Annotated in this window: 19 protein-coding genes and 2 pseudogenes; 5 read left to right on the top strand and 16 right to left on the bottom strand. The window is 38.5% G+C overall.

What is annotated here, in order from left to right; translation table 11 throughout:
- The first annotated feature begins 146 nt into the window (after nucleotides 1-146).
- From ACFINK_RS05305 to ACFINK_RS05290, 4 genes are all read left to right on the top strand, one after another.
- On the top strand, nucleotides 147-1,049 hold the full coding sequence (locus tag ACFINK_RS05305) for a hypothetical protein (protein ID WP_375638379.1): 903 nt from the start codon (nucleotides 147-149) through the stop codon (nucleotides 1,047-1,049).
- On the top strand, nucleotides 1,046-1,657 hold the full coding sequence (locus tag ACFINK_RS05300; RefSeq protein WP_375638378.1) for an LbetaH domain-containing protein: 612 nt from the start codon (nucleotides 1,046-1,048) through the stop codon (nucleotides 1,655-1,657). The genes ACFINK_RS05305 and ACFINK_RS05300 overlap by 4 nt, the downstream gene beginning before the upstream one ends.
- Nucleotides 1,658-1,788: 131 nt before the next feature.
- Complete coding sequence (locus ACFINK_RS05295; protein ID WP_015857131.1) at nucleotides 1,789-2,037, top strand: hypothetical protein; 249 nt, start codon at nucleotides 1,789-1,791, stop codon at nucleotides 2,035-2,037.
- A gap of 2 nt (nucleotides 2,038-2,039) precedes the next feature.
- Nucleotides 2,040-3,077: a tyrosine-type recombinase/integrase gene (locus ACFINK_RS05290; RefSeq protein ID WP_375638377.1), complete on the top strand. Its 1,038-nt coding sequence runs from the start codon at nucleotides 2,040-2,042 to the stop codon at nucleotides 3,075-3,077.
- A gap of 52 nt (nucleotides 3,078-3,129) precedes the next feature.
- On the opposite strand, the gene ACFINK_RS05285 is transcribed toward ACFINK_RS05290, so the two are convergent.
- The 9 genes and pseudogenes from ACFINK_RS05285 to ACFINK_RS05245 form a co-directional block, all read right to left on the bottom strand.
- Entirely contained in the window at nucleotides 3,130-3,429 is a 300-nt protein-coding gene (locus tag ACFINK_RS05285; RefSeq protein ID WP_183194585.1) for a HigA family addiction module antitoxin, read from the bottom strand.
- A 17-nt stretch (nucleotides 3,430-3,446) separates the two neighbouring features.
- Nucleotides 3,447-3,728, bottom strand: a complete 282-nt coding sequence (locus ACFINK_RS05280; protein ID WP_183194586.1) for a type II toxin-antitoxin system RelE/ParE family toxin — start codon at nucleotides 3,726-3,728, stop codon at nucleotides 3,447-3,449.
- Between the two features lie 184 nt (nucleotides 3,729-3,912).
- Nucleotides 3,913-5,931 (bottom strand): annotated as a pseudogene (locus ACFINK_RS05275) (hemagglutinin repeat-containing protein); the annotation flags it as partial.
- 215 nt (nucleotides 5,932-6,146) lie between these two features.
- A complete protein-coding gene (locus ACFINK_RS05270; RefSeq protein WP_375638376.1) occupies nucleotides 6,147-7,037 on the bottom strand; it encodes an outer membrane protein in 891 nt (296 codons plus the stop codon).
- Between the two features lie 181 nt (nucleotides 7,038-7,218).
- The gene (locus tag ACFINK_RS05265) at nucleotides 7,219-7,797 is read right to left on the bottom strand and encodes an outer membrane protein (protein ID WP_375638375.1); all 579 of its coding nucleotides are present in this window, start codon (nucleotides 7,795-7,797) and stop codon (nucleotides 7,219-7,221) included.
- 71 nt (nucleotides 7,798-7,868) lie between these two features.
- Nucleotides 7,869-8,009 (bottom strand): hypothetical protein, encoded by a 141-nt coding sequence (locus ACFINK_RS05260; protein WP_375638374.1) that lies wholly within the window; start codon nucleotides 8,007-8,009, stop codon nucleotides 7,869-7,871.
- A gap of 387 nt (nucleotides 8,010-8,396) precedes the next feature.
- Entirely contained in the window at nucleotides 8,397-9,233 is an 837-nt protein-coding gene (locus ACFINK_RS05255; protein WP_375638373.1) for a porin, read from the bottom strand.
- 334 nt (nucleotides 9,234-9,567) lie between these two features.
- Entirely contained in the window at nucleotides 9,568-10,401 is an 834-nt protein-coding gene (locus tag ACFINK_RS05250; RefSeq protein ID WP_375621215.1) for an outer membrane protein, read from the bottom strand.
- A 1,028-nt stretch (nucleotides 10,402-11,429) separates the two neighbouring features.
- Nucleotides 11,430-11,759 carry a hypothetical protein gene (locus ACFINK_RS05245; RefSeq protein ID WP_375638372.1) on the bottom strand — a complete coding sequence of 110 codons (330 nt, stop codon included), beginning with the start codon at nucleotides 11,757-11,759 and terminating at the stop codon, nucleotides 11,430-11,432.
- A 424-nt stretch (nucleotides 11,760-12,183) separates the two neighbouring features.
- Here ACFINK_RS05245 and ACFINK_RS05240 point away from each other — a divergent pair.
- Nucleotides 12,184-12,632: pseudogene (locus ACFINK_RS05240) on the top strand (integrase); the annotation flags it as partial.
- 248 nt (nucleotides 12,633-12,880) lie between these two features.
- On the opposite strand, the gene ACFINK_RS05235 reads toward ACFINK_RS05240, so the two are convergent.
- The 7 genes from ACFINK_RS05235 to pstB all read right to left on the bottom strand — a co-directional run bounded on the left by ACFINK_RS05235 (nucleotide 12,881) and on the right by pstB (nucleotide 20,430).
- On the bottom strand, nucleotides 12,881-13,501 hold the full coding sequence (locus ACFINK_RS05235; protein ID WP_375632307.1) for a ribonuclease D: 621 nt from the start codon (nucleotides 13,499-13,501) through the stop codon (nucleotides 12,881-12,883).
- Nucleotides 13,494-14,888 carry a M20/M25/M40 family metallo-hydrolase gene (locus ACFINK_RS05230; protein ID WP_375611787.1) on the bottom strand — a complete coding sequence of 465 codons (1,395 nt, stop codon included), beginning with the start codon at nucleotides 14,886-14,888 and terminating at the stop codon, nucleotides 13,494-13,496. Before ACFINK_RS05230 ends, ACFINK_RS05235 begins: the two co-directional genes overlap by 8 nt.
- A gap of 84 nt (nucleotides 14,889-14,972) precedes the next feature.
- Complete coding sequence (gene mutM / locus ACFINK_RS05225) at nucleotides 14,973-15,848, bottom strand: bifunctional DNA-formamidopyrimidine glycosylase/DNA-(apurinic or apyrimidinic site) lyase (RefSeq protein ID WP_375613328.1); 876 nt, start codon at nucleotides 15,846-15,848, stop codon at nucleotides 14,973-14,975.
- Between the two features lie 271 nt (nucleotides 15,849-16,119).
- Nucleotides 16,120-17,367 (bottom strand): aminopeptidase, encoded by a 1,248-nt coding sequence (locus ACFINK_RS05220; protein WP_375638371.1) that lies wholly within the window; start codon nucleotides 17,365-17,367, stop codon nucleotides 16,120-16,122.
- Nucleotides 17,368-17,544: 177 nt separating this feature from the next.
- A complete protein-coding gene (locus ACFINK_RS05215; RefSeq protein WP_375613326.1) occupies nucleotides 17,545-18,378 on the bottom strand; it encodes a cell wall hydrolase in 834 nt (277 codons plus the stop codon).
- A gap of 549 nt (nucleotides 18,379-18,927) precedes the next feature.
- On the bottom strand, nucleotides 18,928-19,650 hold the full coding sequence (gene phoU / locus ACFINK_RS05210) for a phosphate signaling complex protein PhoU (RefSeq protein ID WP_375638370.1): 723 nt from the start codon (nucleotides 19,648-19,650) through the stop codon (nucleotides 18,928-18,930).
- A gap of 21 nt (nucleotides 19,651-19,671) precedes the next feature.
- The gene (gene pstB, locus ACFINK_RS05205) at nucleotides 19,672-20,430 is read right to left on the bottom strand and encodes a phosphate ABC transporter ATP-binding protein PstB (protein ID WP_375611792.1); all 759 of its coding nucleotides are present in this window, start codon (nucleotides 20,428-20,430) and stop codon (nucleotides 19,672-19,674) included.
- Nucleotides 20,431-20,464 lie beyond the last annotated feature (34 nt).

Genomic DNA, 20,464 nt, shown 5'->3' with positions numbered 1-20,464 from the left:
CAAGAGATGCAAAAGATTTTGGCAAAAGCTGCTTAAACCTATGGGGGTGCTCTCTCCTCCCAGCACTCCCACCCATTCCTAACAACTTTCAACACATGCGTGATTCACGCCACGGGTGGATTGTACGCAAATCAAGGAAATAAACCATGGAAAATAAATATGAACTGACTGATGAAACAACTGAGATTGAAGGTAAAACTCTCCACCGCATTCGTGCCTTACGAGACTTTGGTGGTATTAAAGCAGGCAGCCTAGGTGGTCTTATAGAGCATGAAGGCAACTTATCCCATGAGGGCAATTGTTGGATTTGGTATAAGGCTTGTGTTTTTGGAGATGCACGTGTTTATGGCAATGCACTTGTTTTCGATGAAGCAAAAGTTTCCGATAATGCACATGTTTACGAGAGCGCATGCGTTTACGATGAAGCGCGCGTTTACGGTAGGGCAGAAATTTATGGAGAAGCAAAAGTTTACGGTGATGCAGAAGTTTACGGTAGGGCAGAGGTTTACGGTTGTGCATACGTTTCCGATAAGGCAGAAGTTTATGGCAATGCAAAAATTAAAGACGGACATGTAGGCGATAGTGCAAGGATTTATGGTGATGCTAAAATTTATGACAATGCACACGTTTACGGTGAGGCATGCGTTTCCCATAATGCAGAGGTTTATGGTTATGCCAAGGTTTTTGGTGATGCTAAGGTTTACGAAAATGCACAAGTTTACGGTTATGCACATGTTTACGGCAATTCTCGTATTTATGGCAAAGCAGAAGTTTTCGATGAACCATGCATTTACGGTCATGCAGAAATTTACGGTGATGCATATATTTGCGGTGAACCTAGCGTTTTTGATAATGCAGAAGTTTATGGCAATGCACAAGTTTACGAAGAGCCATACATTTACGATAGGGCGCGTGTTTACGGCAATACGCAAGTTTACGGTGATGCGCATGTTTACGGTCATGCAAAAATTTACGGTGAAGCATGTGTATGTTGGAACGACTGGATTGATGACGATAAAAGAATCTCAACTAGAGAAAAAAACAGATGAAAAAATACGAGATCACTGATGAAACAATTGTGTTTGATGGCAAAACCCTTCACCGTATTCGTGCTTTAAGGGATTTTGATGATGTTAAAGCAGATGACCTAGGCGGTTTTATACAAAAAGAAGACAATCTAAGTCATGATGGCAATTGCTGGGTAGGCGATGATGCAAAAGTCTATGGTTATGCCAAGGTTTTTGGTGATGCACATGTTTATGGAAACGCTCGTGTGGATGGTCATGCAAGAGTTTATGACAAAGCCAAGGTTTTTGGTGATGCTTATATTGATAACATTGCTGATATTTACGAAAATGCATGTGTTTTTGGTAGTGCATCTGTTACCGGAGAAACTAATATTTTTGGCAATGCGCAGATTTTTGGACATGCTCGTGTTTTTGCCAGTGCACAAATCTACGAGAATGCACAAGTTTCCGGTGGTGCATTTATTAGTGGAAAAGCTGAAATTTATGGAAATGCTAAAATTTATGACAGTTCATTGATTTCCATCAGAGCAAAAGTTGGGGGAAATGCCAAAATCTATGGTTATGCATTTATTCATGGAAACGCAGAGATCATCAATGATGAAATCATCACAACGGGCGAGAGGCAATAATGGAAAAGAAATACGAACTACTATTCTTATAGTATCTCTATAAGCCGTTTCTAACACCGAAAAACCAACTTTTAAACACCAGCGTGATTCACGCCACGAGTGAATTACATCTAAAATGAAGGGGAATAAACATGCCACACCGCCCACCTACTATCACGCAACCAGCTATTGCTCGTGCTTTAAGAGAAGCTAAAAAACAAGGATGTGAACTCATAGAAATCAAACCTACAGGGGAATTATTAATTCATATCAATAAAACCATAACACCAACAACGACAGATAATACTTATAGCATTGACGATTTTCCACCACTTGAAAACGAGCAAGAAGACTACGAGACCAGCAAAAGTTGCCCCTCTGTCGACGGTATAAAGTTTTAGCCATGCCAAAACGCCGTCCACCGCATCTTGTTCGTGAACGTACACGCCATGGTAAAGTTATATGGTATGTACGTATTGGTCATGGACCACGGTTTCGGATTGAAGGAACCTATGGAACGCAAGAGTTTGTTGACAATTATATGCTGGCTATTAAACAAGCGCAAAATGGCTCCTCCAAAACAAAGAGGCGTACCAGACTCACAGAAGGGTCTTTCGATTGGTTGTTGCATCAGTATTTACAAAGCATGCAATGGCATAATCAATCAGAATCTACTAAAAAAGTTAAATATCGAATTCTGAATAATGTTTCTAAACATATCGGTGATCGTGCATATAAAAGCATAAACAAACAACACATTCTTGAAGCCGTAGACAGAAGGCGAGAGACCCCCGCGGCGGCAAAACATTTTTTGACCTCTTTAAACGGTCTCTTTAATTGGGCGGTTGATAATGCCCTTTTAAATAGAAATCCTGCCTTTAATATAAAAGCACCAAAATCTTTAAACAGTGAGGGATTGCTGCCATGGCTAGAAGAGGACATAGACAAATATTATCACCGTTGGTCACATGGTACACATGAACGCGTCTGGATTGATGTTCTTCTTTATACAGGCTTGCGTCGTGGTGATGCCGTTCGTATCGGCTGGAAAGACGTCAAAGATAATATCATTTATCTCAAAACAGAAAAGAGCCAATTTAAAACAGATGTTTTTCTTCCTATTTTACCAGAACTAGAGGAAACCCTTAAAATTGGTCCCATAGGTGATCAAACATTCATTTGTGGTAAAGGTGGAAATAAGCTTGTCAAAGAAAGTTTTGGCAACCTCTTTCGTGAAGCATGTAATGCGGCGGGTATTAAAAAATCAGCGCACGGATTGCAAAAATTAGCAGCAACACGTGCAGCCAATGCTGGTGCGACAGTTTCGCAAATGAAAGCGCTTTTTGGCTGGACAGAAGATAAAATGGCATCTCTTTATACCAAAACAGCCGATAGAAAACGCCTTGCAATAGAAGCCATTAAAAAACTTCAAAAAGGTTAGAGCAACGGGCGGAAGCTAAAAAACTAAAGCCCCGTCAAAATTATAAACGAAATCAAAGCGACGTTTGATGTGCTTCAGAAACCAGAGGAGAAATAGGTGGTTGTGTCTGTTGCATTGTTTGCCATAAATTATAATTTGTTTGCATATCCAGCCAAAATTTCGCTTTACTAAAACCAGCTAGTTCTAATTTCACTGCAAGTTCGGTACTCATAGAGGCATGTCCGTTAATCACTCTTGATAGAGAAGCTCTTGTCATATGGAGATGATTAGCTAACTTTTGTATTGTTATCCCCATTTCGTCTAAGAAAGCTACTTTTAGAACTTCGCCCGGATGTGCGGGGTTATGCATCATTATTTTCGTTCCTTTCATCAATGGTAATCTTGATAATCAACAAGCTCCACATCTGTTCCTATAAAGCGAAAAGTAACACGCCAATTTCCATTCACCCATATAGAATAGTATCCTGTAAGTTCACCTTTAAGAGGATGCATTTTAAAGGCAGGTGCTTTCAACATTTCGGGCGTGGTAGCACTTGTTAAAGCCGTTAAGATAACGCGTAATTTCTTTACGTGATCTGGTCGAATAGCTTTTGTGGAACCTGTTGTATAAAATAATTTTAAGCCCTTATGTCTGAAACTCACAATTGCCATTAGCACCCCTTATCGTATACTATTACTATACGATTTATAAAAATAAGAGTCAAGTAAGATACTGGAAAATCTGATTACATATTTGGATAAAATGATTGAGAATAAGCTATAAAAAAGTTCGGGATAGACATAAAAATAAGTTAATAAAATCAATGGAATTAAAATTCCCTTACCTTTATATAAGTTATTGATTGCATATAAATGTAGCATTCCCACTCTGCTCATCATTTGCATAGACTGGATTGGTACCAGCGATAATATCAGCTCCAACACCATGGATGCTACCTTTGTGGGCTTGCATATTAACAGCGCGTCCTGCTTCTATTGTACCTGTTACCGCGGTAGAAGTCTGAACAGAGGCTTCTGCCTTCTCTGTCTTAAAGCCCACGGTTACGCTAGCAGAAACATCAGCAATATCACGAATAGACTGTTTAAGGTTTCCACCCTTCATCTCATTATAAAGACCTTTGCCTTTGCTATAGAGATCATAGCCTTTTAGACCAGCAATAAGACCATTGCCGATTTTGTGTTTTGTATCCCCATGACCAAAACGTTTGGCTGCATCCTTTACATCTTTTACTGTACCAAGAATACCCACATTGACAGAGCCTGTCACACCAGCAAAAGACTTTTCATGCTTTTCTTTTGCGTTAGAGGTATCATAGCTTTCTGATAGGGTGATATTATTGCCGGCATCAATGTTGACATCACGATCCGCCGAAACAATGGCTGCTTGTAAATTCACATCATTGTCAGCAGTAATCTGCACATCTTGGCGTGCCGTGATGTGTGATTGTGTGGAAGTGGTTTCCCATTGATCGCCCGTATCTTTGGCGCTTGCAATTCCAACACCTACAGAAACACCGCTGTTGCTCTTTTCAAACTGAATGCCAAAGCCTGTACGTTCTTCCTTTGAGCTTGAGGAATGGCTATTATGACCAGGTGAAACATTCACATCACGAGCTGCGGTAAGATTAACATTTTCCCCTGCAAGGTCAGAGCCAACAATTTTCACATCTTTTTTCTTGGCAGTGATGTTGATATTGCCATCCGCATTGAGAGAAGAACCTTGATGCTCAAAACTCTCTTCATTTTCTGTCTTTCCCTCACTCCCGTATATCGACACAAAGCCCTTGCCTGATCCCACACCAAAACCCGTTTCATGGGTCTCTGAATGGCTTTTATGATGATCTGTCATGCCATCAATCGTCACACTTTCTCCGCTCACATTGATATCTTGACCGGAAAGCAGATGAGAAGCCGTGATTGTGGTCTCTTTGTCTGATTGCGTGATAATGTCGCCCGTTGCCCCAAGGATAGAGGAGACCGTTGTGGTATGCGATTGAGATGTATCGGACGATTCCTCATGCAAAAAGCCACTTGAAGACGATTGTGCTTGCTGATCCAAGTGTTCTTGGGCGCCTTTGATAGTAATCTTTCCCCCAGAGTGAATGGTAATATCCGCTTGTTTTTGATCTCCCAGTGCTTTCTCTCCTGACGTTTCCTCTGCCTTACCGGCTATGAGCGTCGAGGCGACAACTTCCGTGTTATTTCCTGAGTCAATGGCAATGCCTTCACCCCCTGTTATGCTCGACCCCACAACTTGGCGCACATCCATCTTGTTATGCTCAGATTTGCTGCTACTAAACACCCCACCGTCTTTATGGTACGACATCTCATAATGTAAGCTATCCTCTGCATTATTGATGAGAATATCGTTGCTGGCTTTCAGCCCCACCTTGCCATCAGCCGCAATGGAACTACCTGTGACGCTAAGATCATGCGGTTTGCCATCCTGCCCTGCAATGACAGTGGTGTCACCTCCCGATTTTATCGAAGAGCCAACGGCATGAGAGGCTTGCATATCCACTTTCGTGTTTTTGGTGCGAAGATGATACTCCATCTCATCGTTTCTTACCCCTATTGTTACCTCCCCTTGGGCGCCAAGAGCAACATTGCCCTTGGCATCTATATCGGAAGCAGCCATATGGATATCTTTTCCAGAGAGAACAGTGGTCTCTTTTCCAGAACTTAAATGAGAGCCATTGTGCACGGCGACATGAAAGGTTTGATCCCCGCGATGACTATTGGTACTGTTGCGTGTGGCATCAATAGAAACATTGCTCTCAGCTTGCAAGAGAAGTTTATCCTTTGTTTGAACATCAGAGCCTAAAATATTCAAATCTTTTCCAAAGACATAAGTGAGATTGATGTACTTTGAAAAATATTTATTTAAAAAAAATGTGTGAATACACAACAACAAGTATATTCCGTTTAGGGCGTTCTGTTTTGCATGAGGAGTATGATCCCATTAAAAATGAAGAGATTAAGAGGAATAAAATAGAGAGATAATAAAATAAAGGCCCCGTTAAACGAGGCCTTAGTATTTTTTGTGCTGATAATTTCATTTTTACGAAATTAGAATTTGTAAGCGACACCTACACGGAAGTCATTGGTTTTGTAGTTGAATTCACGTGTATCGTTGGCGAATTTCTTTTTACCAAAATCGGAGTAACGGTATTCAGCACGTAAAAGAACGTTGTCTGTCATTGCAAAGTCAACTCCACCACCAATAGTGAAACCAAGCATTGTCTTCGTGTCATCAGCCCAAGTGCCACCAGTCAAATCTATGGCTTGCTTAGCCCCTGCCTCTGGCACTTTTCCATCCCCGTCAGCTTTCTGCTCAACTTTAGCTCTCTCTCCTTTTCCTGCAACGGATTGAATGCCCTGCACCTGCGCATAGGCAATACCACCAGCAACATAAGGCATAATACGGTCAACAGCAGCAAAACCGATACGGACACGTGTCGCACCAGACCATTTTTCTTTGTAACTGTGCGTTTCTGTTACCTTGTCACCGTTTTCAAACCGTTGCTGACCTTTTAATTCAACCTTAGCTTTTTCAAGGGCATCATTAAAATTTGCTGCATCTTTTTCAGTAAGAGTCAATTCACGGGCTTTTTTTGATTCTTCACGGTCTGCCCAAACTGCATCGGTTTCAACACCGAGAACGAGACCATTTCCGAGGTCTACGTTAGATCCGGCATAAATGCCACCCATGAAACCAGAAGGACTAGGTGTGTTATCTTTTTTGAAAAGTTCTTTGTCTGCTCCTGGAATAGTTACTTTAGTTTTACTCGAAAAGTTGCCAACTTGACCACCAAGATAAAAACCTGTCCAAGAAAACGAAGGGGCTGCTGCGATAACTGCTGGGGCTGTTTCACGAGAGATGATAATATCAGCAGCTTGTGCTGCAGAAACTGAAATTAAAGCGGCAATAGAAGTTGCTATTAAAGATTTTGTATTCATAATTTTGCTCCTAAATTAACTATAAAACGACCTTACAAGATTATAAATAGAAAAGCTGTAGTAAAAATGTCACAATCACACAAATAAACCCCAGAAAACAGCGGTTTTGTAAAAGTCAAGATCTCTTGAGAATTTAACTTTTTATTAATACTTTTTATTCATAATTGCACTTTTGATGAAATTAGAACTTGTAAGCGATACTTACACGAAAGTCATTGGTTGTGTAGCCTAGTTTAAGGTAATCCTTTTTATATTCCTTCTTACCAAAGTCTGAGTACCGGTACTCCGCACGAAGCAGAACATGATCTGTCATCGCGAAATCTATACCACCACCAAGGGTGAAACCCTCCATCGTTTTTATTTTATCAAATACTGTAGCAGAAACTTCTTTACTTGGCTTACCCATTTGCCAATTTTTTTGTTCCTGAAACTTTACCAACACCCTGTATTTGCGCATAAGCAATACCATCAGCCACATAAGGCATAATACTGTCAGCGATGGAAAAACCAACACGAACCCGTGTTGCACCAGACCATTTTCTTTGAAACCAATGCAATACACTGCTGTGTCACCCTTTTGAAACTTTTCATCTTCATCTAATGTGACACCAGCATCTTTAAATTTATCATTAAAATCATCAATCACAAGAATCTTTGAGACCGTCTTCGTCTCTCCTCGGTCTGCCCAGACTGCATCGGTTTCAACACCTAGAATGAGGACATTTTCAAGATCTATGTTGGAACCTAAAATAAATACCACCTATGAAACCGGAAGACTTAGGTAGTGCATCTTTATCTAAAGTTTTTTCTTTTGTCTCTAAATCAAATACATCAACTTTGACTTGAAAAGTTGCCAACTTGACTACCAAGATAAAAATCTATACAAGAAAATGAAGGGGCTGTGATAACTGCTGGAGCTTTTTCACGAAGAATGATAAAATCAGAAGATTTTGCCACAGAAGCTGCTGCCATAGCGATAACAAAAGTTGTTACTAAAGATTTTATATTCGTAAACTTTGCTCCTCATTTATTTACGAGCACAGTATTATACGACTAAAAAAACGCTGTAGTAAAATGATACAATCATAGGAAACGAAAGTTGACGCAAGATAAAGTCATTTCATAACTTCACGTTTCATAAGAATTTTCATAAGAAATTGTAAGTTACAAGTATGTGTAAATTATTGATTTTATGGCATAATTGTTATCTGTCATTTATAAAAATCTTTTTAAGAAAATCTAAATAATATCTTTTACTCCCCTAATAAATATAGGGTATGTGATAATATAACAACAGAAAAGAATAGAGGCCCTGTCTTTGACAGAGCCTCTTGGAAGTTTATTTCGTTGTTTACGAAATTAGAATTTGTAAGCAACACCTACACGGAAATCATTGGTTTTGTATGCTAATTTATCCCCGTCCTTTACAAATGCTTTTTTACCATAGTCTGAGTAACGATATTCTGCACGCAATAAAACATTGTCTGTCATTGCAAAATCAATACCACCACCTACAGTGAAACCAACCATCGTTTTCGTTTCATCAAACACTTTAGCAGAAGCAATTTCGGCACCATCAGCTGTCGCTGCCTTAAGAGAATCAACCACTTGCAGCTGCGTATAAGCAATACCACCAGCAACATAAGGCATAATGCGATCAACGGCTGCAAAACCAACACGAACGCGTGTTGCACCAGACCATTTTTCTTTTATAGAGGTGCCCTCTACACGTTTGTCAGTCGCCACGATACCAGCAATAGTTTTTCCTGTAGCAGGTGTAGCTTTCGCTGCTATAAGCTCATCTTTGAAAGCATCAAGGCCAATTGCTCCAATGACTGCTGAATGCGCTTTTGAATCTTCGCGGTCAGCCCAGACTGCATCGGTTTCAACACCTAGAATGAGGCCATTACCAAGATCTACGTTGGAACCTACATAAATACCACCCATGAAACCGGAAGGCTTAGGTGTCCAGTCTTTATCTGTAATTTTCTTTTTTGTTTCTGAATCAACTACATCAACTTTACCTGAAAAGTTACCAACTTGACCACCGATATAAAAGCCTGTCCAAGAAAATGAAGGGGCTGCTGCGATGACTGCTGGGGCTGTTTCACGAGGGATGATAACATCAGCAGCTTGCGCTGCAGAAGCTGCTGCTATAGCGATAACAGAAGTTGTTACTAAAGATTTTATATTCATAAACTTTGCTCCTAATTTATTTATGAGCACAGTGCTACAAGATTACAGAAAGAAAAGCTGTAGTAAAAATGATACAGTCACAGAAAATGGAGGGCACATCCCAGACAAAATCGCTTCATAGCTTGATTTTGTACGAGAAACCTAAAGATATATATATAAATAACTTATTGGTTTTTAAATGTAATTCTTGTTTATTGTCTATGATTTTTTTAAGAAAACCTGAATAATATCTTTTCACATCCACAATAAATTATGTATTGTGTGATAATATGGCAACAGAAAATAACAGAGGCTCTGTCAAAGACAGAGCCTCTGTTATTTAACTTATCATCTGTTAAAATTTGTAAGCAACACCAACACGGAAATCATTGGTTTTGTAAGAAGTCTCATATTTATCATTTGAGAATTTCTTTTTCCCAAAATCTGAGTAACGATATTCCGCACGTACAATAATATTATTGGTCATTGCTAAATCAACACCAGCACCAAGGGTGTAACCAACAAGGGTCTTTGTTTCATCAGACAGAGTACCAGAAGCGATTACTTTGTCTGAATCTTTATCTGTTATTGAAATCAACGCACTATCTTGAAGCTGTGTATAAGCGATACCACCAGCAACATAAGGCATAATGCGTTCAGCTGCAAAACCAATACGCACGCGCGTTGCACCAGCCCACTTTTCTTTAAAAGTGAAACTGTGGGTTCGTTTAGCACCAGGTTTAAGCGCATCTTTACCAATATTAATTGCAGCGTCTTTTAATACCTTGTTAATATAATTGATGTGTTCTGGGGCAATGACATATGTTTTTCCTGTCTTCGTGTCATCTTTATTAGACCACATGATATCTGTATCAACACCTAGAATAAGGCCATTACCAAGATCAACGTTGGAACCTGCATAAAGCCCCCCCATGAAACCAGATAGTTTAGGCAAAAGGTCATCAGGCGCTGGAATCTTGTTTCCATTACTGAGAATATCCATTTTCGTTTTACCCGAAAAACCACCAATCTGGCCCCCAACATAAAAACCTGTCCAAGAAAAAGTTGGAGCAACAATAACGGGAGCAACAGGTGTTGGTCTTGGGGGAACAATAACATCTGCTGCTTGTGCTGCTGAAGCTGAAACAAAAGCGAAAGCAGAAGCTGTTATTAACCATTTCATATTCATATTTTCTCTCCATAGCTGAATATTTATTTGAACACACCGTTTCATATAGAGCACCATCTTCAGATATCTGTAGCAAAAATGATACACTTATAAAAAAAACAAAAAGCCAATCAAAGTACCCTTAATTGCTTGATCTGTAATAAATGAGAATAAAACTATGCCCATGCACAAATGGTCTCTTTTCCTCACGTTTTCTCTCCTTTATCATTTTGATAAAAAAACTGCGTCACAGTACCCTCCGTGTAAAGCGTGTGCTATTGACATAAAAATATAATATATTGATTTATAATGAAAAAATATCTTTTATATTAATTCGTCTGCAATATTGACGATGCTCTTATCTTAAGCTTTTTTATATTAAAGAAACCAAAACCATCCCTCTGCACCTCACAAACAAGCAAGTGTGTGAATAAATAAAACTATTTAAAAGCTAAAATGCTTCCTATTAATACTCTCAATATTGTAATAGTGAAGACCGTTACAATATTGAGGGCAGCTAAATCTAACTGTTCCATTTAAATTCATACAAACAACGTTTTTAGCTTCATCCTTCGCATAACCAAATGTGAATAGCACTTTGATTATTTTTTCATCATTGTAAAGAACGCTTGTAGCGCACATGAAAAAGATCTCCACTACCCTATGGACTGCAACAAGATTACATGCAATTTCATCACGCTTGCTCTTTGTTTTTATTTAGGCATTTATTCCTTTTTGACATATTTACCATTTTTTTCTTCTCTCAACCTTATAGTAAAGTCTTTTTCAGAGATTCAGCCTTATTTGTAGGCTATCATTTCATACTCCTTTACAAGACGAAATTGAAAAAAATACCTAAAGACAGACAACCGGTATGATAAACATTAAAACTTATATAGAAATCTCCTTAAAGCTGAAAAAATGAGAAATCTTTCTGAAAGTTTTCAACCCACCCCTTGCTTTAAAAATCATGAATTTGGCAGAAAAAATATCCCTCTTTTTCAACTTCAAAGCATATATTATACTTCTTGATGTTGTTTTTTCACTTTTTAAAAACTCATTGGACCTCGTGCAAATAGGTTTGGCCGTCCTTTTTTCCCTAGTCTTCTTTTAGGATAATGATCTCTTTTTTTACCAGAATGTAACACAGGTACTAACTTAGCTGCTGTTATGCTTTCGCTGTTATTTGTGCAAGAAAGTTCTATCTGAAAAACTTCAGATAATAACTTGCGAAGCTGTTCACCAGTAAAAAAACCTATTGGAGGAACAGCCGAAGATGCTCTCTGTATAAGGTTTTGAGACGCTAAAAAACTTGCACCTTGAGCCATAGAGATTGAAGCAAAAGTAGCAAAAGCTGTAATAAAATATTTTATGTTCATAAATTTAACCTCATCAAATATTCATAATGGATTTTATCTAGTGCCTTCATTGCAAATTTCCAGAAAAAATAGCATGTTTATAGATAAAAAGTGAGAATCTTTAAAAATAAAGCTTTGGAGCATTTTAATTTTAAAATAAAAGAAAATTGCCCTGCTCTGCCAACATAGAAATTACTTATTGAGTAATAAATAAAGGCACGAAGTATCGTCTGAAAATAATAAACTATACGAACTTCATATAATATACTGATTTATAATGATAATTTATCGTTATTCATATTGACTGAGAATTCTAAATACCATAAGATTCTCTCATTCCAAATCTTTTTCATGTTGAATCAATCAAAACCATTTGTTTGCACGTTACAAGTTGGGAGAGCTGTGTGGATAAAAAACACTAAAAAAAAGACTAAAAATGCCTCTTATGAACCGTCTCAAGTGCTAAAGACTTACACAACATTGGGAATTGGCACAGTTGTGTGGATGGTAGCGGCTTGTTACTCCATAAGCATAAAGATGGTAGTGTTCAATAGATTTTATATTGGTATTGGAAGCTTTATTGTTATATCTTTTATGAGCGCCACCGTAAAATGAACTTGGGTGTCGGTTTCTTTACAAAAAGCACATGAATTAGCAACACAAATATATTCCGTTTAGAGCGTTCTGTTTTACACGAAGAACGTAAATCCATTAAAAACATGAGAAACAAAAGTATGGGGCAATGCGTAATCTCTATTATTTAACAGACATTGCTTTAAATACTTTTGAAAGTCGTAAAGCAGAATTAAAAATGATGGTAAAGATGAGATTGGTTTTTTACATTTACACATTCATATTCTCCTCCAATTAGGCTGTATACCGGTTTCAGAGATTTAAGTCTTCCAACCTACCGTATGTTTCCAGCCTCTCCTCAAAATTGCTTTGTTTCAAATAAAAGCTGTTACAAAAATAAAAAATATGAATTCGCAAAAGTACTTTTATTGCCTAAACTTCAAATGAAATAGCACTTAAGAATTTATTATAATTCTTATCAGAAAAGATGAGAGGATAAACGCCCATAATGTACAAGCATTTTATCCTCTCACATCAATAATTAACTCCATTAAAAGCCAATTTTAAAGTTAGCTATGCGCAAAAATATCAACTTCCGCCCATCCTAAAAGATCAAGCCTAGCTCTCATAGGCAAAAATTGAAAGCATGCCTTGGCAACATTTTCTCGCTCTTCACGTCTTAAACGTTCTTCAAATATAACCTTTAAACGATGTAAATATAACACATCCGACGCAGCATATTCAATTTGTGCCTGTGATAACGTTTCTGCCGCCCAATCCGAAGATTGTTGCTGTTTAGAAATATTCACATTCAGCAATTCATTACAAATTTCTTTCAAGCCATGACGATCCGTATAAGTGCGCGTGAGTTTCGAAGCAATCTTTGTACAAAAAATAGCCTCTGGCATAACACCAAATGTATGCGCTAAAATAGCAAGATCAAAACGCCCAAAATGAAATATTTTGGTTATTGCGTTATCCTCAAGCAATTTTATCAAATTTGGTGCACTCTTTTGTTCTTTAGCAATCTGAATAACGTCAGCAGTACCATCTCCAGAAGAAAGCTGAACAACGCATAAACGATCACGATAGGGTTGTAATCCTAAAGTCTCGGTATCAATCGCAATGGCATCAGTTTTATAATTGTCTAAGTTTGGTAAATCACCTTGATGAACGCGAATCTCAGCCATTTACCCTCCTACTTGCTAAAGCAGCAAGAATACGCGCCCAAGACCGCTGCCCCTTATGAAACGATTTTAAATTATATTTTTCATTAGGAGAATGAATACGGTCATCAGCCAGTCCAAAACCAACCAAAAGAGTTTCCATACCAAGAATTGACCGAAAATCTGCTACAATTGGGATCGAGCCCCCCATGGCTGTCAAAACAGCAGGCACTTCCCACTCTTGTGATAAAGCATCCTTCGCCTCCTTGATAAAAGATGAATCATCAGAAATCTGAAGTGCCGGAGAAGAACCGTGATTCTTAAATTCAACCTTACAATCAGCAGGAATTGAGCTACGTACATAATCACGCAACGCTTGGCGTATTTTCTCTGGATCTTGCTTATGCACCAAACGACACGATACTTTTGCACTCGCTTGAGAAGCAATAACCGTTTTCATCCCTTCCCCTTCATAGCCGCCACTAATACCATTAATTTCCATGGTAGGACGTGCCCATACAAGCTCTAAAATGCTCCGCCCTTTTTCACCAGCTGGAACGGAAAGTCCTATAGGACCAAGAAAATTTTCAGCAGTACAATTAAGTGCATTCCATGATTGTAAAATTTGTGGAGGTGTTTCTTCTACGCCATCATAAAAACCAGGAAGTGTTGCCCTATTATTTTCATCGTGAAGTCCTGCTAAGATTTTCGTTAAAATACGAATGGGGTTAGCTGCTACTCCTCCAAAATAACCAGAATGTAAATCACGATTCGCTGCTGTGATAATAATCTCTTCTGCCATAATTCCCCGAAGAGAAAGAGCAATAGATGGTGTATCCGCATCCCACATTGACGTGTCACAAACCAATGCATAATCTGCCTTAAGTTCATCTGTATTTGCTTTTAAAAAAGGAATAAGGGAAGGAGAAGCACATTCTTCTTCTCCCTCAAATAAAACAGTAACTTTAATAGGAAGCTGCCCTGTTTCTTTCTTAAATGCACGACATGCTTCAATAAAAGTCATCAACTGACCTTTGTCATCTGAAGCTCCACGAGCACAAATAACTTTCTCTCCATCTCTCTCTTTTAAAGAAGGTGTAAATGGATCATCCTCCCATAAACTCAATGGATCAACAGGTTGAACATCATAATGTCCGTAAAACAGCACATGCAAACAATCATCTGAAGGTCCAGGATGATGCCCAACAACCATTGGATGCCCCGGCGTATCACGGCGTGAAGCCTCAAAACCGATGCTTTTTAAATCCTCCACTAACCAATCAGCTGCTTTACGACATGCATCCTTGTAAGCCGAGTCTGTAGAAATCGATTGAAAACGTAAAAGAGAAAAAAGGCGTTCAAGGCTCTTCTCTATATTTCCATCAAGATGTGTTAGTACTTTATTCAGCATAAAAAAAACCTTTCAAGCCTTGTGTAATTATATTATAGATGCGATGACTTTAAGCCTCTTGTAAGATTTTGCAAGACACCTTATTCATTTTTGACATTGTGAGCAGTAAAAACTTGAACGTCCAGCCTGTAAAATGCGCATAATAGGCGCTCCACATTCCAAACATTGCTTGCCTTCTCGTCCATAAACTGAAAAAGCATGCTGAAAATAACCAAGCGAACCATCTATATGCATATAATCACGTAAAGAAGAGCCACCAGACAAAATGGCTTCAGAAATCACATTGCGTATATTTTGTGCTAAAGAATCTGCAAATTCACGTGCACGTGCCGTTTTTGATGCTAATGTAAATGCACCACGTTGTGGAGACAAACGACTCCGCCAAAGTGCTTCACAAACATAAATATTCCCAAGACCTGCAACAATAGACTGATCAAGTAAAACACCCTTGAGAGACATTTTTTTATTAACAAAAGCCTTTTGTAAATAACGACCAGAAAACGAATTACTTATAGGTTCAAGACCTAGCTTATTTAAAAGTGGATGTTCATAAAGCTTATCCGTATCGACTAAAAGCATAAACCCAAAGCGACGCACATCATTATAAATAAGACGATAAACGTCACCATTCTTTGTCTGAATATCCATGACAAAATGATCATGTTTAACTAATTTACTTGACGCTGAACAAGCTTTTCTTAAAAAATCATTCTCTATACGCCATGAACCAGACATTCCTAAATGGCTTAAAATCGTTTCATCCTGAGAAAGATGAAATAATAAATATTTCGCACGCCGACCAAGTTCTATAATTGTTCTGCCAATAAGGCGCTCAGAAAAAGCCTCAGGAAAAGGAAAGCGCAAATCTCTACGATTAAGTTTGACAGATACTATCTTTGCATCAGTTACAACGGACTCAAGTCCACGACGAACTGTCTCTACTTCAGGAAGCTCAGGCATTACTCTTCTTTAATAATTATACACTTTCCAATCGTATCACTGATAAATTGACTTCTTCCCCCCTCAAAAAACGAAGACTTCCTCTACATCTACTAAACAAATTCTTGATGAGTCGATTTTACTTGGATTCCTACTCATGTGAATCATTTAACTAAAGGCTTTATGGACAAACCCTGCCTTGAATATATACCACACACTCTAAAATACTTAACGTATCAATAAAGCTTACATCCCACCCCACCTCAAATGACCGTGTTTTATGGTAACAAAATTAAGCCCATTCACCCTTACGAAATACAGGAACTCTTACACCATCTTGGGTAATGCCATCTATGTCAATTTCACCAGAACCAATCATCCAGTCAATATGAATGACACTTTTATTCCCACCACGTGCTGCAATCTCTTCTGACGTCAATGATGCCCCATCTAAAAAGCATTTGGAATAACACTGCCCTAAAGCAATATGACATGCAGCATTTTCATCAAATAAGGTATTATAAAAAAGGAGGCCACTCTTAGAAATTGGTGAAGAATGGGGCACAAGGGCAACTTCGCCCAACCGGCTTGCACCCTCATCACTTTGCAAAACCTGCTGTAAAACTTCTTGGCCTGTTGATGCACGAGCCTCAACAATACGCCCGGCTTCAAAACGTACTTCAATATTATCAATCAGAGTTCCTTGATAGGAAAGGGGCTTTGTTGAGCGAACGAAACCTTCAACCTTATGAGCATGAGGAGTCGTGAAAACTTCTTCTGTCGGAATATTCGGATTGCAAATAACACCATTTTGAGCAACGGATGCACCACCATGCCATTCATGATCATCTGCCAAACCAACAGTTAAATCAGTCCTTGGCCCTGTAAAGTGTAAGGCAGAAAAACGCTGCTCATTAAGCCAAGATGACCGTTTCTTCAAATGTGCATTATGAACAGTCCACGCCTGCACCGGATCTTCTCCTGTAACACGTGAAGCAGAAAAAATTGCATCGGCTAATTTTTTAATCGCCTCATTAAGTGGTAAAGAAGGAAACATTGCCTCAGCCCATCCTGCTGTTGGATAAGCAACAATCGACCAATTCATAGCAAAATTTGATATTTGCTTGAGTGCCGGCTGGTAAGCTATTGAAGTGGCTTTATTTAAACGTGAAACCTTATCAAAATCCTGATTGGAAAGGAGCAAAGGATTATCACCAACAATCGCTAAACGCGCTGCCCCATTTTCAAAAGCCTTTGCCATTCCCTCATAAAGCCAAGAAGGGGCACAATCAAAACTAGCTGTATGGGCATTTTCAAACCGTGTAAGCGATAACATATCATCACTAAAAATTGGTGTAATGACACCAGCACCAACCTTATAAGCATGATATGCAATACGCCGAACAAAAGGTAACGCTGAAACTGGAGCAGTTAAAACAAGATCCTGCCCCTCTTGTAAATTCAACCCCACTTTCACTGTAATTTCTGCAAGACGATTAAGCATTTCAGGCAAAATTGTCTCATGAATATCAAAGTACATTACCAATACCCTTCTTTAAATAGAATGCGTTCTTTATGTCGTCATATTATAAATTGTTTTTCAGATCCTTTGAGTTCGCTTTCTCTACGTATATTTATGCGTATCATTATCGCTAAAATTCACTTAATTCATAAACCGCAATGGGTATATCATCCTTCTTTGGTCATGAAAAACTTACTAGTTCCTGTGTCGTTTTTCTAACATTGCAACAATTGCATTTAACTGATCAGATGAAGGTAAAACCATAATCGTTTTATTTTCCTCTTTCCTAGCTAGATGTTGAGGTGCATAGGCAGGGATAGGAACTTTATCAAGCTGTACCATAGCAAAAGGCGCAGGATGTGCCATCTTGGACTGTGCTACTTCTGTCGAAGGAGATGTACTTTTCTCTGCCTTTACGCCCCTACTCTCTAAGCCTTCATCTATAAAGCTTGGCGCATGACCAGAACGTTCTTGAGCAAAAGCATAAGCAACATCATAAGGGCGATTATTTGTAGGAACTTGAAGCTCTCCATCACGTGATCGTTTTTCATAAAAAGCATTTCCCCCTGCAACCTGAACATAATGCATGTTTTTATACGGAAAAGACAAACCAGCGGTATGAAAAAACTTAGCGTGTTTAACTTTCTTATCTCGTTCACCCCGTAAAACGGCATCAGCCGCCTCTCTTACACGAGCAACAGATGCTTTCTCCGTCATAGGACGCGTTAAAACACCAGGAGCAAATTGCCTATATTGACCAACAACACCACAAATCGTCTTAGGATAGGCGGTTGAATTAACACGATTCATAACAACCGTTCCAACGGCAATCATTCCTTCACGGCTTGTGCGATTTGATTCAAAATACATCGCTCGCATAAGACATTGACGCTCTGTCAATGGATATGTAACCGCTTTTGTCTTATTATTATTTATTTTTCCAGCATCTAAATGACTTGAAGCACATCCCACAACAACTAACGGCGCTACACAACAGGTAACAAAAACATTCCAACGATTTTTTTTCATCTTATGCAATACATTCCTATAATCTCTGATATATTCAAGTCTTGAAATGAGCTTTAAATGTATCTCTCAATAAAGTACATAGCTAATTGTTACCACTCAGTAAAATTTTAATACAAGAGGTAATCAAAAAGTATCTATGCAAAATAAAAAATAAAAAACTCTTAATTTACAGATCGATATTGTTATTCTTCATGGTTCAATATAGGCTATAATAACCCACACGTTTCAATTACAATAAAGTAACACTATCCACTTCTTCTACATACGAAAAAATAATACAGATATCCCCTTTAATATAAAATTTTAACAAAATGATCTGAAAGGAAATTCCCCTAGAAAACTCCCCTCCTGCCACAATACGAGTGATGATATCATCCAATATACAAATATGTCAAACCAAGAGTTAACAATCTGCCATGCTTCTCTGAAAAAACTCTTTGTTGCTTCTTTGTGCTTTGCCATAAAATGGTTATCTTATTCTTCTTATAGCTGCACTGTAAGAAAATACTCATATATCTACAAACTTATTTTATACATATAAGAAAAATTTTAATCTATTTTCTTCTCACCTACCCCAACTTTATAAGTAAGGTCATCACGAGGACGATCAGAGGACATATGGTAACCCGTTATGATATAATGCAGCATTTCAGCAATATTAGTAACATGATCACCAATTCGTTCAATATTCTTTAAACAAAACAGTAAGTGCGTACAAACCGTAATATTGCGCATATCTTCCATCATATACGTCAAAAGTTCACGAAAAAGAAAAGTATACAAAGCATCAATCTTCTCATCACGCTCACGCACCGCGTCAACACGCTCTAATAGGCGACTCGTATAAGCATTTAAGACTTCTTTTAATTGATTGAGTGCTAAAGCTGTAATTGTTTCAAGCCCATGATAAACAGAAGCAGATTGACGTATTTCTGAAAGTGCAACAGTCCTTTTAGCAATGTTTTTTGCCATATCCCCAATCCGTTCAAGATCAGAAGAAATACGAATGGCTCCAATAATTTCACGCAAATCGACAGCCATCGGTTGGCGTTTGCAAATAATAGCAACCGCTTTTTCATCAATGTCACGTTCTGCTTCATCTAAAAACACATCATCGGCAATCACTGTCGTTGCAAGTTGAAGATCACTACTCACAACCGATGCGACAGAACGTTCAATCATCCTTTCTGCATGGCTCCCCATTTCTGTAATCCTTACTCTTAAATATTTTAGTTCTGCATCATAAGAACGGACAGTATGTTTCATAGACATATCTTACACTCCTCAATTCACCTATCCAAAACGCCCCGTAATATAATCTTGTGTCCGTTGCTCTTTTGGTGAGGTAAAGATCATTTCAGTCGCACCAACTTCTACCAAATGCCCTAAATGAAACATAGCCGTATATTGAGAAACACGTGCGGCCTGTTGCATGGAATGCGTTACGATAACAATTGTATAATTTTGCCGTAACGCATCGATAAGCTCTTCAATCCGTGCTGTTGCAATGGGATCAAGAGCTGAACAGGGCTCATCCATCAAAATAACTTCAGGACTAACCGCAATAGCACGTGCAATACACAAACGCTGTTGTTGTCCCCCTGATAAACTTGTTCCAAGATCATGAAGGCGGTCTTTTACTTCTTCAAACAAACCTGCCTGCCTCAAACTCTTTTCAACGACATCATGCAATTCAGAGCGTGTTTTAACTAAACCATGAATGCGTGGACCATACGCAACATTCTCAAATATAGATTTTGGAAAAGGGCTGGGCTTTTGAAAAACCATTCCAACACGAGCGCGCAATTCTACAACATCAATCCGTGTGTCATAAATATTCTCCCCATCTAAGGTAATAAGACCAGTTGTTTTAGCGCCTTCAATTGTATCATTCATACGGTTAAAACAACGCAAAAAAGTTGACTTTCCGCATCCTGATGGACCAATCAAAGCAGTTACTTGATGTTCAGGAATATCAAGTGTAATACCGTGGAGTGCTTCTTTATCTCCGTAAGAAACCTTCACATCCTGACCGCGCATTTTAATCTTCATTACAAAAATTCACCTTACAAAAATCTTATCAAAG

Origin of the sequence: Bartonella sp. AA16NXGY, assembly GCF_042197325.1 — a bacterium.
Classification (GTDB): Bacteria; Pseudomonadota; Alphaproteobacteria; order Rhizobiales; family Rhizobiaceae; genus Bartonella.
The sequence above is the reverse complement of the archived record's forward strand: the minus strand, read 5'-3'. Positions and strand labels throughout refer to the sequence as shown.